The sequence below is a fragment of the Streptomyces mutabilis genome (genome assembly GCF_014649815.1).
Lineage (GTDB): Bacteria > Actinomycetota > Actinomycetes > Streptomycetales > Streptomycetaceae > Streptomyces > Streptomyces mutabilis.
On the sequence record NZ_BMTT01000009.1, the window covers coordinates 1 to 15,008 of the forward strand.

The following is a 15,008-nucleotide window of genomic DNA, read 5'->3' on the forward strand; positions in this document are numbered from 1 at the left end:
AAGGAACGGTCGCTTCCTTTGTACTCACCCTCTCGGGCTTTCCTCCGGGCGCTTCCCTTCGGTCTTGCGTTTCCGACTCTATCAGATCTTTCCGATCCGATTTCCTCGGTGCTTTCCAGGTTCCCGCTTTCGCGTTTCCCTTTCCGGCGGTTCCGACTCTATCAGATCCTTTCGGGCTCTGATTCCCCGTCAGAGGGGGTTGCCTTCCCGGCTGTTGGGCCGTTCCGACGTCCCAAACCTTAGCGGACTTTCCCGGCGTTTCCCAAATCGGTGTCGAGCGGGTCGCCGGGCCCTCTCGGAATTGAATTCGGACATGCCGAAACAAGTTCCCAGCGGGAGATCGTGCAGGTGGTTTGGTGGCCGCTGTCGCGGCGGAAGGTGCTGCCGCAGAACCGTTACGGCCCCGTGGCAACCCGAAGAACCCTACGGATCGCCTAGGGGGCTGTCAAGCGTCCCTGTCAAGATCTTCAATCGAGGTCGCTGAGCCGGCCACCGGCGTCGGGCTGGGCGTGCTCGACCCTGCGCAGCAGGCGGGTCAGGACCTCGCCGAGGGCCGACCGCTCGTCCGCGGAGAGGTCCTGGAGCAGGTCCTCCTCGAAAACCGTGGCGAGGCGCATGGCCTCCAGCCACTTCTCGCGCCCCTCCGCCGTCAGCTCGACGATGACGCGAACCCGGTTGGACTCGTCACGGTCCCGGGTGACGAGCCCTTCCCCCACCATGCGGTCGATGCGGTGGGTCATCGCGGCCGGAGTCAGGCCGAGTCGCTTGGCGAGGTCGCCGGGGCCCAGGCGATAGGGGGCTCCGGAGAGGACGAGCGCCTTCAGCACCTCCCAGTCCGTGTTGCTGATGCCCAGCTCGGCGGTCTGACGGCCGTACGCGACGTTCATACGGCGGTTCAGGCGGGAGAGCGCCGAGACGATCTTCTCGACCTGGGGATCGAGGTCCTGGAACTCGCGCTGGTAGGCGGCGATCTGCTCTTCGAGTGTCGGCTCGCCGGCGCCGGAGGTGTCGCCCATGGCCGCAGTATGGCATGCGCCTTCTTTGCCTCGAAGTCCTTCACTGTGTACTCTTTAGCTTCGAACTTTAGCTTCTAAGTCTTCAGCTTCAACGGCTGGAGCATCGGCTCAGAGAGGGTGAACGTGACCAGGGCGATGGGCGCAGCGATGCGCCGGATCCATGTGGGCAACGCACTCAGCGCGTTCGGGCTCGGCTTCACCGTCCCCTACCTGTACGTCTATGTGGCGCAGGTGCGGGGACTGGGTTCTGTGACGGCGGGCCTCGTGCTCGCCGTCTTCGCCGTGGCCGCGCTGATCGTGCTGCCGTTCGCCGGGCGGGCCATCGTCCGGCGGGGCCCGCTGCCGGTGCTGCTGGTCGCCCTGGTCACCGCCGCGCTCGGTGCGCTGAGCCTCGGGCTGTCGGCCTCCGCGGCCACCGTGCTGCTGTCCGCGGCCGCCCTGGGGGCGGGGCAGGCCGTGATGCAGCCGGCGCTCGCGACGATGATCGTGGACTGCTCGACGACCGAGACGCGGTCCCGGGCGTTCGCGATGCAGTTCTTCCTGCAGAACCTGGGCCTCGGTGTCGGCGGGCTCATCGGTGGTCACCTGGTCGACACCACGAAGGCCTCGTCGTTCACGCTGCTGTTCGCGATCGAGGCGGCGATGTTCCTGGCCCTGGTCGCTGTGATGGCGACGGTGCGCACACCGGGCGCGCCGGGCCTGGAGGAGGCCCCGGGAGGGTCCGCCGGGGGCAGTTGGAAGCAGCTGCTCGGCAACCGGGCCATGGTGCAGCTGTGCGTACTGGGCTTCGTGCTGTTCTTCGCCTGCTACGGGCAGTTCGAGTCAGGGCTGAGCGCGTACGGCGTCGAGGCCGCCGGGATCTCCACCTCCGCGCTCGGGACCGCGCTGGCGGCGAACACGCTGATGATCGTGATCGCGCAGTTCGCGGTGCTGAAGTTCGTGGAGCGGCGGAAGCGGTCGCGGGTGATCGCGTCGGTGGGGCTGATCTGGGCCGTGGCGTGGGCCGTGGCCGGGTACGCCGGGCTCGGGCACGGCAGCCAGGCGATGGCGACGGCCGCCTTCATCTCGACGTACGCGCTGTTCGGGCTGGGTGAGGCGCTGCTGTCGCCGACGCTGGCGCCGCTGGTGGCGGATCTGGCACCGACCGGGCTGGCCGGGCAGTACAACTCCGCCTTCGCCCTGGTGAAACAGCTCGCGCTGGCGATCGGACCGGCGGTGGGCGGGCCGCTCGGGGCGTCACTGCACGCGCCGTACATCGTGGCCTTCACGCTGATCTCGCTGGGCATCACGGTACTGGCGGTGCGGCTGGGGCGGCAGCTCACGGACGTACAGAACCAGCCGTCGCTCGCGCGGAGCCGGGTGGTCACGCAGGGCGGGGCGTCGACCGACGCGGTGGCGACGGCGGAGGCCTGAGCGCGACCGGTCCCGGCGTGGCCGGGGGGGGTGGCGGGGGCGTGGCTCGAGCAGCCGCGCCCCTTTTCCCCTCGTGCCTTTGTGTCACCGCTTGGGCAGGAGGAATTCGCACCAGACCGCCTTGCCGCCGCCGGGTGTGCGCCGGGAGCCCCAGTTGGAGGCGATCGTCGCGACGATGGCGATGCCCCGGCCGGACTCGTCGACGGGTTCTGCGCGGCGGCGTCTGGGCAGGTGGTCGTCGCCGTCGGTCACCTCGATGATCAGGCGGCGATCGGTGCGGCGCAGGCGCAGCCGCATGGGGGGCGTGCCGTGCTGGAGGGAGTTGGCGACCAGTTCGCTGGTGGCGAGGACGCCCAGGTCGTGCAGGTCGGTGGGGAAGCGCCAGCTGGTCAGGACGCCGGAGGCGAAGGCACGCGCGCGTGGGGCCGCTTCCACGCCGCCGAGCAGTTCCAGGGCGGCGTTGCGGAATCGCTCGGCCTCGGCGCCCTTGCGGGCGGGGTGCTGGAGGACGAGGACGGCGACGTCGTCGTCGTGGTCGGGGGTGACGCCGGCGGAGCGGACCAGGCGGTCGCAGACCACCTGCGGGGTGCCGGTGGCTCCGGACAGGGCGCGCTCCAGGGCGGCGATGCCCTCGTCCAGGTCCTCGTTGCGGCGTTCCACCAAGCCGTCGGTGTAGAGGACGGCGGTGGAGCCGGGAGTCAAGGCGATGGAGCCGGACGTGTGCATCCAGCCGCCGGTGCCGAGCGGGGGGCCGGTGGGTTCGTCGGCGCGCTGGACGGTGCCGTTCTGGTCGCGGACCAGGATGGGCAGGTGGCCGGCGGACGCGTAGACGAGACGGCCTTCGTTCGGGTCGTGGATGGCGTAGACGCAGGTGGCGATCTGGTTGGCGTCGATCTCGGTGGCGAGGCCGTCGAGGAGCTGGAGCACCTCGTGCGGGGGCAGGTCGAGGCGGGCGTAGGCCCTGACCGCCGTACGGAGCTGGCCCATGACGGCCGCCGCGCGGACGCCGCGTCCCATGACGTCGCCGATGACGAGGGCGGTGCGGCCGCCGCCGAGAGTGATCACGTCGTACCAGTCGCCGCCGACCGCGGCCTCGGTGCCGCCCGGGTGGTAGGTGGCGGCGACGCGCAGGTCGTCGGGTTCCTCCAGCTCCTGTGGGAGCAAGGAGCGCTGGAGGGTGACGGCGGTCTCGCGCTGGCGGCGTTCGCTCGCGCGGAGGCGGGCGGCGGCTTCGGCGTGGTCGGTGACGTCGGTGGCGAAGACGAGGACACCGCCGTCGCCGTCGCCGTCGTGGGGCTCGGTGACCGGCGTGCAGGTGAAGGTGTAGGAGCGGCCGTCGGGGGCCTTGCGGGACTTGAGGGTGCGGGGTCGGCCGCTGCGCTGGACCTGGTCGAGGAGGGGGAAGAGGCCGAGCTCGGCGAGTTCGGGGAGCGCCTCGTGGGCCCGTTCGCCCAGGGTGCGGTCGCCGAAGGCGCCGACGTAGGCGCCGTTGACGTAGGCGAGGCGGTGGTCGGGGCCGTGGACGAGGGCGACGAGGGCCGGGACGCGGTCGAGGACGTCGCGTACGGGGAGGTCGTCGACGGCGGGTACGGGCGGGGCGTCGTCGGTCAGCTGCTCGGCGCGGGCGGGGGGTACGGAGCCGTCCGGCCGGCGGTCCGGGGGGAGCGGCGGGTCGGTCCGCGCTGCGGCGCGGCGCTGCGTTCCGGGGAGCCGGGCGCTCCAGCGCGTGAAGTTCACGAATCCTTGCCTCGTGTCCTTGCCTCGTGTAGTTGTCGGCGGCCCGGGACCGGACGGATCGTGAAACCGGGCGGAGTGCCGGGGACCGCGCGTCGCGAGCGGCGGCGCGCCCGCGGTGGTGGACCAGTCTGGCAGGGTGCCGGCCGGACCGGCATTCGTCAGACGCCGGACCTGCCGGGGCAGTTCCTCAGCCCGGTCAGGACGACCCCTTCGGGTTGTCCGGGGGTTCCTGAGAAGGCTTTCCACCGGCCGCGAGTTCGAACTCGGCTCGCGGATGTTCGAGTGATCCCAGGGAGACGATCTCCCTCTTGAAGAGTCCGGCGAGGGCCCATTCGGCCAGCACGCGCGCCTTGCGGTTGACGGTGGGGACGCGGCTGAGGTGGTAGGCGCGGTGCATGAACCACGCGGGGTAACCCTTAAGCCTGCGCCCGTAGACGTGGGCCACGCCCTTGTGGAAGCCGAGGGAGGCGACCGAACCGGCGTAGGTGTGCCCGTACGTCTCCAGGGGCTCGCCGCGCAGGGCGTGCGTGATGTTGTCGCCGAGGACCCTGGCCTGGCGGACGGCGTGCTGGGCGTTGGGGGCGCATTCCGCGCCCGGTGTGCCGGCGGTGACGTCGGGGACGGCGGCGGCGTCACCGGCGGCCCACGCGTGCGGGGCGCCGTCGACGGAGAGGTGCGGGGTGCACTTGAGCCGGCCGCGCTCGTCGCGGGGGAGGTCGGTGGCGGCGAGGACCGGGTGGGGTTTGACGCCGGCCGTCCACACGACCGTACGGGTCGGGAAGCGGGAGCCGTCGCTGAGGACGGCGACGCGGTCCGCGCAGGACTCCAGGCGGGTCCGTAGGCGTACGTCGATGTTGCGGCGGCGCAGTTCGGTGACCGTGTAGCGGCCGAGTTCCTCCCCGACCTCGGGGAGGATGCGGCCGGAGGCCTCGACGAGGATCCACCTCATGTCGTCCGGCGTGACGTTGTGGTAGTACCGCGCGGCGTAGCGGGCCATGTCCTCCAGCTCGCCGAGGGCCTCGACGCCCGCGTAGCCGCCGCCGACGAAGACGAACGTGAGGGCGGCGTCGCGGAGGGCGGGGTCGCGGGTGGAGGAGGCGATGTCCATCTGTTCCAGGACGTGGTTGCGCAGGCCGATGGCCTCCTCGACGGTCTTGAAACCGACGCCGTGGTCGGCGAGGCCGGGCACGGGGAGGGTGCGCGAGACGGAGCCGGGCGCGAGGACGAGTTCGTCGTACGTCAGCCTGCGGGCGTCCGCGCCCTCCTCGGTGGCGAGGGTGGTGACGGTGGCGGTGCGGGTCGTGTGGTCGATGGACCGGGCCTCACCGATGACGACGTCGCACTGGTCGAGGACGCGGCGCAGCGGCACGACGACGTGCCGGGGGGAGATGGATCCGGCCGCCGCCTCGGGGAGGAACGGCTGGTACGTCATGTAGGGGTCGGGGGTGACGACGGTGATCTCGGCGTCGCCGCGCCTCAGTTCGCTTCTCAGGTTCCTCTGGAGACGCAGGGCCGTGTACATCCCGACGTAGCCACCGCCGACAACGAGAATGCGCGCACGTTCCTTCACCATCCCATGACGCACCCGGCGCTTGCGTTTGTCCACAGGCTCGTCGATTTGTGTGACCGGGGAACGCGGCGGCGGGCGGCGGGGGCAATGGCTTTGTAGCGGGACGGACGCGCAGGTCAGTGGGGGTGGGCGCGAGTCTGGAGGACGGCGCATTCTGGGCGTATACGATCCGTACTCCGATCGAGGGGCGCACCGTGCGGAACCTGCCCCTTCTGAATTGACTCCCGCTCAACTATGTTCTTCCCACGGAGCGTAGGGGGATGTGCTCATCGGGTCCGCGACGGGCGGGCCGGTAACCGGGCCCGTTCCGCCGCACTCCGGCTTTCGATGGCGGGGAGAGTCTCCGGGGGGAGACGTCATTACCGGGGGATTGGCTATGCATGTTCAGGGCTCTCATTGGTCGTCCGCGTCCGCCGTCGCGCCCGGGGGCGCGATGAGTGCGGCACCGGGCGGCGCACCTGGGGACGGGTCGCGGACCGCGCCGTTGCGCGTGGACGCCCAGCGCAATCTGGAGCACGTGCTGCGCGCGGCGCGCGAGGTGTTCGGCGAGCTGGGGTACGGCGCGCCCATGGAGGACGTGGCGCGGCGCGCGCGGGTCGGTGTCGGCACGGTGTACCGGCGCTTCCCGAGCAAGGACGTCCTGGTGCGGCGAATAGCCGAGGAGGAGACGGCCCGGCTGACCGACCAGGCCCGGGCGGCGCTCGGGCAGGAGGACGAACCGTGGTCGGCGCTCTCGCGCTTCCTGCGGACGTCCGTGGCCTCGGGCGCCGGCCGGCTGCTGCCGCCGCAGGTGCTGCGGGTCGGGGTGTCCGAGGACGGTGACGGCGGTGCCGTGCGCGGCGAAGCGCGGGTGCCGCAGCAGCGGATACAGCGGGGCTCCGGTGAGCTGCGGCTGGTGCCTGAGGGCACCGCCGCCGCGGTCGGTGCGGCGGCCGGTGGCTCCGCCGGTACGTCCGTTTCCGTGGCGGACGACGACGGGGCGGCGGCCCTGCTGGAGGTCGTGGGGCGGCTCGTCGAGCGGGCGCGGGCGGCGGGTGAGCTGCGGCCGGACGTGTCGGTCTCGGACGTGCTGCTGGTGATCGCCACGGCGGCGCCCTCGTTGCCGGACGCGGTGCAGCAGGCGGCGGCCTCGGCCCGGCTGCTGGACATCCTGCTGGAGGGTTTGCGGTCGCGCCCCGCGTCCTGACGCGGAGGTGCCGTCGGCCGGGCGGGGCGTCACAACCACCGCGACGGCGCGGCCCTGGCCGACTGGGCGGAGTCACGGTTCACCTGCGCGTAGTGCCGTGCCTGCACGACGTCGCCCACCACGGCGGCCCCCGCCGCGGCCACCCCCGCCCAGCCGCCGGAGGCCCCCTCACCCCCGCCGGGCCACCGCCCCCGCACCGCCCAGCGCCCCGCGCTGCGGCGCGATACCCGCCGGCACCGCCCGCTGCCGCGCCGGCGTCCCCGTCCAGCACGTGCCCCGGCGGGCGAGCAGGCGGCGGAGCCACAGTTCCAGTGAGATCAGGTCGGCCAGCCCGTCCAACGGCAGTGCCTCACCCGCGGCCGCCCCCCGTACCGCCTTGCGCACGACCCGCGCCTCCACCAGCCCCGCCTCCGCGAGCAGCGGCGTGTCGAACAGCCCCAGCAGGGAGTCCGCGGCCACCCGCAGCCCGGCCCGTGCCGCCGAAGCGGCCACCGCCTGCGTCGGCGCCCCCCACCCGCTGGGCAGTTCGCTGACCCCGGCGCCCTCCAGCACCGTCCGCAGGATCGACGCCCGCGCGCCGGGCTGCACCCGCAGCGCCTCCGGCAGGGCCCGGCAGGCGCGGACGACCTGGTTGTCGAGGAACGGTGTGTGCAGCCGTTGGAAGCGGATCTCGGCTGCCTGCTCCAGCACCCGCACCTCCGCCGCCTGCCGCGCCAGGGCCGCCCGCGCCCGGAAGTCACCGGGCCGCTGCCCCGGCCCCACCCCGGACCGCTGCGACGACGTCTGCAGGCGAACCGATACTTCAGCCAGCGCCTCCCCGGTCAGCCACCGCGCCGCCGGCCCGGGCCCGGCCCAGGTCAGCACGGCCAGCGACGCGTCCGTCGCCCCGTCGCCGGGCACGTCGAAGCGTCTGCGCAGCAGTCGCTCGGAGAGCACCTCGAGACCGGTCCGGTACGGCGTCCGCGCCAGCCGCCGCGCCGCGGCGTAGACCCGCGCGGGGACCAGCACCGAGCCGTCCGCCTTGGCCATCGCGGCGACCGGCCGCACGAGATGGCGCCGCTTGCGGTCCATCAGCAGGTCGGCGAGGCGCGCCGGATGCGCGTCCAGGACCTGTCGCGCCCCGTACCCCGTGAAGTGGTCCGCGCTGCCGGCGGCCAGCCTCGCCCGGTGTCGTGCCGCCGCGACCAGGGACGAGCCCGGCTCGTCGGTCAGCGGCCCGTCGAGGACGCCGTACGGCAGCATGTCCCTCCCGCCCGTGACGACGACGTGGTGCAGCCGAGGGTTGGCCGCCAGCGCCCCCGCCCGCTCCACCTCGGCCTCCTGCCCGCCGACGGCGAGGTCGTTGAAGGTGACGGCCAGCAGCCGCTCCCCCGCACCCGTGCCGTGCCCGAGCACGGTCCCCGGCATCCCGGGCAGCCCGGCGGCCAGCAGCGCCAGCGTCCCGGAGGCCGGCCCGCCGGACAGGTCGGCGCCGATCCCCGGCACCGGCATCCCGCGCGCGGCACGCCGTTCCGCGGGGCCCATGCCCGGGACCGGGCCGGGGTCGATGCCGTCCCCGGGGACGTGCCGGGGCGCGGCGAGGCGCGTGCGCACGGCTTCCACCAGGGCGTCCCGTACGGCGTCCACCGCACGGCCGGGGTCGGCCGCGGGCGCCGCCACGGCGAGCGAGGCCACCGGTTCGTACCCGGCGATCTCACGCGCCCCGGCGCGCAGGATCAGCGCATGCCCCGGCGGAACGCGCTTCACGCCGTCGTACGGGGTGGAGTCGTCCAGCGCGGCCGGCACGTCGGGGGCGGCGAGCAGCGCGGCGAGGTGCCCGAAGTCGAGGTTGGCCTCGACGAGGTCGGCGAGCGGCAGCGCGGCCGTCGCGTAGGCGGTGCCGCCCGCCCAGGGGGTGTGGAACACCGGCCGCGCGCCCGCGAGATCGCCGCAGACGGTGATCCGCCGGCCGACCTGGACGACGGCGGTGTAACTGCCGGGCCACGCGGTCAGGTGCCGAAGGGCGCCACCGCGCGCGGCGAGCAACCCGACCCGCAACTGCTCGTCGCTCGCGCCGCAGATGCCGAGCACGGCGATCCGGGTCTGCGGATCGGCGGTGACGACGCGCACCTCGTCGGGGCGCCAGTCGCCGACCGCCCACAGGGGGTCGGGGTCGCCCCACAACAACTGGGAACCCACCGGCTGGACGGTCTCACCGTCGTATCCGGTGGCCCCCGCGGAGCCGGCCGCCCCGGCGATCCCGGCTGCCCCCACGGCGGCGCTGCTCCACCCCACCAACCACCGCATCGACGCCTCCACAGGCTGGGGACAACCAGTGCACGGTACGAACTGGTCCCATGCTGCCATGAAGGGCGCGCCGCGGAGCAGCGGCGGAGCCGCACGTGCTCCCATGAATGCGCCCCCGCGGGTGTCCACCCGCGAAGGCCGACTGCCTGCTCGGAAGGCGCGAAGTCGACGCGAATGCGCCCCCGTTACGCGCCTCTTGGCTACCCAAAGCGCCCTCAACTCCCATGGTGAGGACGCTGCCCCCCGGAAGAACCGGGGACGATTTTCAGCCAATTCGACATTACGAGAACTCGCTCGAACACGCTCCGTGCAGGCTTTGCGCACCACCCGGTGACGGGCGGTCCGCGCGCGGCCCGGGAGGCGAGGCACGCCCCCCGGACCGGTCCGCCGCCCGCGGGGATGTAGGCGGCGGTGTCCCCCAGCCCACTGGATCCAGTACAGCGGGCCGACCCACGCACCGCCCATGGAACCGCTCCCCCGGTGGCCGGAGAAGAGCGCACGGCCGGGCGCACGGCCACACACCGGGAGCACGCGGCAACGGACAGTACAGACACCGCACTCGAGTACGGACCACAATCCCGCCATCCGGAACAATGCCTCTTAACGCCTGGGATGCGGCGAACTACGCTGGGTTTACGAATGCCGCGTGGTTATGCCAGCGCGGCAGCCGTCTGTGTCGAGGGGTGGCGCATGTCCAGGGAGCAACGCGGGCCGAACGAAAAGCTCGGCGCCGTTCTCGCCCTCGCGGGAATCAGCAACGCAGGTCTCGCCCGGCGCGTCAACGACCTCGGCGCCCAGCGCGGGTTGACGCTTCGCTACGACAAGACGTCGGTGGCGCGCTGGGTGTCGAAGGGCATGGTGCCGCAGGGTGCGGCGCCGCACCTCATCGCCGCCGCCATCGGCCAGAAGCTCGGCCGCCCGGTGCCGCTGCACGAGATCGGCCTGGCGGACGCGGACCCGGCTCCCGAAGTGGGCCTGGCCTTCCCCCGGGACGTCGGCCAGGCGGTCAGGTCGGCCACCGAGCTGTACCGGCTGGACCTCGCCGGACGCCGGGCCGGCACCGGCGGCATCTGGCAGTCGCTCGCCGGATCGTTCGCGGTGAGCGCATACGCAACGCCCGCCTCACGGTGGCTGATAACCCCGGCCGACAGTTCGGTGGCGCGCGAGGCGAGCCCGGCAGAGGGCTCCGGCGCACCGCTCAAAGTCGGCCACAGTGATGTGCAGAAGCTGCGGGAGGCCGCCGAGGACGCCCGCCGCTGGGACTCCAAGTACGGCGGCGGCGACTGGCGTTCGTCGATGGTCCCCGAGTGCTTACGCGTCGAGGCGGCACCGCTCCTCCTCGGCTCCTACTCCGACGAGGTCGGCCGCGCCCTGTTCGGCGCCTCCGCCGAACTGACCCGCCTGGCGGGCTGGATGGCCTTCGACACCGGCCAGCAGGAGGCGGCCCAGCGGTACTACATCCAGGCCCTGCGCCTGGCCCGCGCGGCGGCCGACGTCCCCCTGGGCGGTTACGTGCTCGCCTCCATGTCGCTCCAGGCGACCTACCGCGGCTTCGGCGACGAGGGCGTGGATCTCGCCCAGGCCGCGCTCGAACGCAACCGGGGCCTGGCCACGGCCCGCACCATGAGCTTCTTCCGCCTGGTCGAGGCCCGCGCCCACGCGCGCGCGGGTGACGCCCCGGCGGCGGGCGCGGCCCTGAAGGCCGCCGAGAGCTGGCTGGAGCGCGCCCGGCCCGGCGACAGCGACCCGACGTGGCTGGGTTTCTACTCCTACGACCGGTTCGCCGCCGACGCGGCCGAGTGCTACCGCGACCTGAAGGCACCACGCCAGGTCCGCCGCTTCACCGAGCAGGCCCTGTCGAAGCCGACGGAGGAGTTCGTACGCTCGCACGGCCTCCGGCTCGTCGTCTCGGCGGTGGCCGAGCTGGAGTCCGGCAACCTGGACGCGGCCTGCGAGCAGGGCGTGCGGGCGGTCGAGGTCGCCGGGCGCATCTCCTCGGCCCGCACCACCGAGTACGTCAGGGACCTCCTGCACCGCCTGGAGCCGTACGGGGACGAGCCGCGCGTGGTGGAGCTGCGCGAGCGCGCCCGGCCGCTGCTGATGACCACGGCCTGATTCACCGCCCCTCCCGGGTTTGAGGGCATTGTCAGTGGCGCAGTGCACTATCGGAGCCGGGAGGTGGACCGGGAGATGGAACGAGCAGGGGCCGTGCCCGCACACGGCACCGCGTACGGCACCGCGTACCACTGCGACGTGCTGGTGATCGGCGGCGGCATCGTCGGTCTGTCGACGGCGTACGCGATCACGCGCGCCGCGCCGGGCACCCGGGTGACGGTGCTGGAGAAGGAGCCGGGACCCGCCCGGCACCAGACGGGCCGCAACAGCGGCGTCATCCACAGCGGCGTCTACTACCGGCCTGGTTCGCTGAAGGCCCGCTACGCGGTGCGGGGCGCGGCGGAGATGGTGAAGTTCTGCGCCGAGTACGGCATCGCCCACGCCGTCACCGGCAAGCTGATCGTCGCCACCGAACGCACCGAGCTGCCCCGCCTGCACGCCCTCGTGCAGCGCGCCCGGGAGAACGGCATACCGGTGCGCGAGCTGGGCGCCGCCCAGATCCCGGAGTACGAGCCGGAGGTCAGGGGCCTGGCCGCCATGCACGTCGGCACCACCGGCGTCTGCGACTACGTCGCCGTGGCCCGGCAGCTGGCACACGCCTCCGGCGCGGAGATCCGCTACGGGGCGCAGGTCCGCTACGTCGACCGCCGCCCGGGGCTCGGTGTCGCCGTCCGCACCCGCTCGGGGGACGTGCTCCGCGCCCGCGTCATGGTCAACTGCGCCGGGCTGCACTGCGACGAGATCTCCCGCCTGACCGGCGACGACCCCGGCATGCGGATCGTTCCCTTCCGGGGCGAGTACTACGAGCTGGCGCGTCCGGAGCTGGTCCGGGGCCTGGTGTACCCGGTGCCGGACCCGGCCTTCCCGTTCCTCGGGGTGCATCTCACCCGAGGGATCGACGGTGGCGTGCACGTCGGGCCCAACGCGGTGCCGGCCCTCGCCCGGGAGGGCTACGGCTGGGGCGTGGTGCGGCCCCGCGAGCTGGGCGGGACGCTGGCCTGGCCGGGCTCGTGGCGGATAGCCCGGCGGCACTGGAGGTACGGGGCGGGCGAGCTGCTGCGGTCGCTGTCCAAGGCGGCGTTCACCACGGCCGTGCGCAGGCTGCTGCCCGAGGTGAGAGAGGACGACCTGGTGGCGGCGCCCGCGGGGGTGCGGGCACAGGCGGTGCTGGCGGACGGGACTCTGGTCGACGACTTCCTGATCCACGAGGGCGCCCACGCGGTGCACGTCCTCAACGCCCCGTCACCCGCCGCGACGGCCTCCCTGCCGATCGGGCGCGAGGTGGGCCGGCGGGCCCTGGCCATGTTGGGGGGCGCCTGACCGGGTGGCAGCCGCACCGTCGCGCACCCCGCCGTAAAATCGAAGGCACTGTGTCTGATTCCCGCAGCGCCTCCGACGCCCCCCAGCCAGCCGCACCGCACCCCGGCGCCTCCGTCAGGCGCACCCGTGCCAAGGGCGAGCCCCGGTTCCCCGACGGGCCGAAGGCCGACCCGGCCGGGTCGCACTTCGAGCGGCGGATCCGGAGTTTCCAGCCCCGCCGGAGCCGGGTGACCGCCGGGCAGGCGGACGCGCTGCAGCGGCTGTGGCCGCTGTGGGGGCTGGACATCGACGGGCAGCGGGTCATCGACCTCGGCGAGCTGTTCGGCAACGACCACCCCGTCGTCCTGGAGATCGGCTTCGGCATGGGCGAGGCCACCGCACAGATGGCCGCCGCCGACCCCCACACCGACATCCTCGCCGTGGACGTCCACACCCCGGGCCAGGGCAACCTGCTCGGTCTCGCGGAACGGGACGGCCTGTCCAACGTCCGGGTGGCCAACGGCGACGCGATCATCCTCCTGCGCGAGATGCTCGCCCCCGACTCCCTCGCCGGACTGCGCGTCTACTTCCCCGACCCCTGGCCGAAGAAGCGCCACCACAAGCGCCGCCTGATCCAGCCGGAGTTCCTGACCCTGGCCGCGACGCGGCTCGCGCCGGGGGCCGTGCTGCACTGCGCCACCGACTGGGAGCCGTACGCCGAGCAGATGCTCGAGGTGCTCACCGCGCACCCCGACTTCGAGAACACCGTGCCCGGCGGCGGTTTCGCGCCGCGTCCCGCCCACCGGCCGCTGACCCGTTTCGAGGGCCAGGGCCTGGACAAGGGACACGTGGTGAACGACTTGCTCTTCCGCCGCGTACAGCACCGCGTACCGCCCCTCGACCAGCACCAGGAGCAGCCCCCCACCGGTTAGGGTCCATGCCGTGGCCACCTGTCCCCCGCATCCGACGAATCCGCCGCGTCCGCACTGGTGGCATCGCGCCTGGGTGCGTTACGGGGCCTCGACCACGCTGCTGGCGATCTCCGGGTTGGTGATCCTGGCCCTGGTGCGCGAACAGACCGGCACCCAGGGCTTCCTGGTGGGACTCGGCCTCGCGGTGCTGCCCGTGCCGCTGCTCCTGGCCGCGTTCCGCTGGCTGGACCGTGTCGACCCCGGCCCTTGGCGGAACCTGCTCTTCTGCTTCGCCTGGGGTGCCTGCGCCGCCGCCCTGGTAGCGATCATCGCCAACAGCTTCGCGACGAGATGGATAGCCACGGCGACCGCCGACCCGGCGGGCGCCGACACCCTGGGTGCCACGGTCATAGCGCCGGTCGTCGAGGAGTCCGCCAAGGCCGCCGCCGTCCTCCTGGTCTTCCTCTTCCGCCGGCGGGACTTCACCGGCATCGTCGACGGCGTGGTCGTCGCCGGGGTCACCGCCACCGGCTTCGCCTTCACCGAGAACATCCTCTACCTGGGCAACGCCTTCGGCACCGACCAGCTCACCGGGGACAGCGGCTTCGCTTCCGTCACCGCCGCGACCTTCTTCGTCCGCGTCGTGATGTCGCCCTTCGCCCACCCGCTGTTCACCGGGCTCACCGGCATCGGTTTCGGCATCGCCGCCGTCTCCACCGGCCGGCACCACCTGCGCCGCGCCCTGCTCCCGCTGGCCGGCCTGCTGCTCGCGATGGGCATGCACGCGCTGTGGAACGGTTCGGCCGCGTTCGGCGAGTACGGCTTCCTCGCCGTGTACGGGGCGTTCATGGTCCCCTGCTTCGGGCTCCTGACCTGGCTGGCGATCTGGACCCGGCAGCGGGAACTGCGCACCGTGCGCGACGAGCTGCCCGCCTACGTGATGGCCGGCTGGCTGACGCCGACGGAGCCGTACGCGCTCGGCTCGATGCACGCCCGCCGCCTCGCCCGGCGGCACGCCCGCCGGCACGCCGGTAAGGACGCCGCGGGGGCGGTGACGCAGTACGAGGCGTACGCGACCTCACTGGCGTTCCTGCGGCAGCGGGGGCGCGGGGGCCGGGCGGGCGCCGACTTCGCCGTACGGGAAAGGGAGCTGCTGGACGCCCTGTGGCAACGCCGCGAAGTGGCCCGCCCGGCGCTGGACCACGCCGCCCGGGCCACGGCACCGCCGCCCGTCGCCGCCTGGCCGGGCCACGTGGCGTACGGCGTCCACGCCGGGTACGTGCCGTACGGATACCCGGCGCCCGGGGTCCCGGCGTTCGCTCAGAGCCGGGGGCAGTACCCCTGGCCCCCGGCGTTCACGACGGCTCCGTACCCCGGGCTCGCCCAGGCGCAGTACCCCGTCGCCCAGTCGGCGTACCCGTACCCGCCCTACGCCTGGCCCCGCCCCTACCGGCCGTAGCCCCCGGGGCGGCGGA

The 15,008-nt window shown here is 73.3% G+C and carries 10 protein-coding genes; 6 read left to right on the top strand and 4 right to left on the bottom strand.

Translation table 11 applies throughout. The annotated features are described in order from the left end of the window. Nucleotides 1-467 precede the first annotated feature (467 nt). Entirely contained in the window at nt 468-1,016 is a 549-nt protein-coding gene (locus IE142_RS19250) for a MarR family winged helix-turn-helix transcriptional regulator (RefSeq protein WP_043382094.1), read from the bottom strand. Between the two features lie 135 nt (nt 1,017-1,151). Between IE142_RS19250 and IE142_RS19255 the strand changes: the two genes are divergently transcribed. Beyond that, nucleotides 1,152-2,429, top strand: coding sequence for an MFS transporter (locus IE142_RS19255; RefSeq protein WP_191887089.1), 1,278 nt, complete (start codon nt 1,152-1,154; stop codon nt 2,427-2,429). Nucleotides 2,430-2,513: 84 nt separating this feature from the next. On the opposite strand, the gene IE142_RS19260 is transcribed toward IE142_RS19255, so the two are convergent. After that, nucleotides 2,514-4,166 (bottom strand): ATP-binding SpoIIE family protein phosphatase, encoded by a 1,653-nt coding sequence (locus IE142_RS19260; RefSeq protein ID WP_191886915.1) that lies wholly within the window; start codon nt 4,164-4,166, stop codon nt 2,514-2,516. 196 nt (nt 4,167-4,362) lie between these two features. Continuing rightward, complete coding sequence (locus IE142_RS19265) at nt 4,363-5,739, bottom strand: NAD(P)/FAD-dependent oxidoreductase (protein ID WP_191886916.1); 1,377 nt, start codon at nt 5,737-5,739, stop codon at nt 4,363-4,365. A gap of 373 nt (nt 5,740-6,112) precedes the next feature. Here IE142_RS19265 and IE142_RS19270 point away from each other — a divergent pair, with 373 nt between their 5' ends. Then, nucleotides 6,113-6,922 (top strand): TetR/AcrR family transcriptional regulator, encoded by an 810-nt coding sequence (locus IE142_RS19270; RefSeq protein WP_191886917.1) that lies wholly within the window; start codon nt 6,113-6,115, stop codon nt 6,920-6,922. Between the two features lie 168 nt (nt 6,923-7,090). On the opposite strand, the gene IE142_RS19275 is transcribed toward IE142_RS19270, so the two are convergent. Continuing rightward, nucleotides 7,091-9,208 carry an asparagine synthase-related protein gene (locus IE142_RS19275; RefSeq protein WP_191886918.1) on the bottom strand — a complete coding sequence of 706 codons (2,118 nt, stop codon included), beginning with the start codon at nt 9,206-9,208 and terminating at the stop codon, nt 7,091-7,093. Nucleotides 9,209-9,898: 690 nt separating this feature from the next. Between IE142_RS19275 and IE142_RS19280 the strand changes: the two genes are divergently transcribed. The 4 genes from IE142_RS19280 (at nt 9,899) to IE142_RS19295 (ending at nt 14,992) form a co-directional block, all read left to right on the top strand. Beyond that, nucleotides 9,899-11,323 carry an NsdA family TPR-like regulatory protein gene (locus IE142_RS19280; RefSeq protein WP_043382107.1) on the top strand — a complete coding sequence of 475 codons (1,425 nt, stop codon included), beginning with the start codon at nt 9,899-9,901 and terminating at the stop codon, nt 11,321-11,323. 75 nt (nt 11,324-11,398) lie between these two features. Beyond that, a complete protein-coding gene (lhgD, locus tag IE142_RS19285; RefSeq protein WP_191886919.1) occupies nt 11,399-12,643 on the top strand; it encodes an L-2-hydroxyglutarate dehydrogenase in 1,245 nt (414 codons plus the stop codon). Between the two features lie 50 nt (nt 12,644-12,693). Continuing rightward, entirely contained in the window at nt 12,694-13,554 is an 861-nt protein-coding gene (gene trmB, locus IE142_RS19290) for a tRNA (guanosine(46)-N7)-methyltransferase TrmB (protein WP_191886920.1), read from the top strand. Nucleotides 13,555-13,564: 10 nt separating this feature from the next. Further along, nucleotides 13,565-14,992 (top strand): PrsW family intramembrane metalloprotease, encoded by a 1,428-nt coding sequence (locus IE142_RS19295; RefSeq protein ID WP_191886921.1) that lies wholly within the window; start codon nt 13,565-13,567, stop codon nt 14,990-14,992. Nucleotides 14,993-15,008 lie beyond the last annotated feature (16 nt).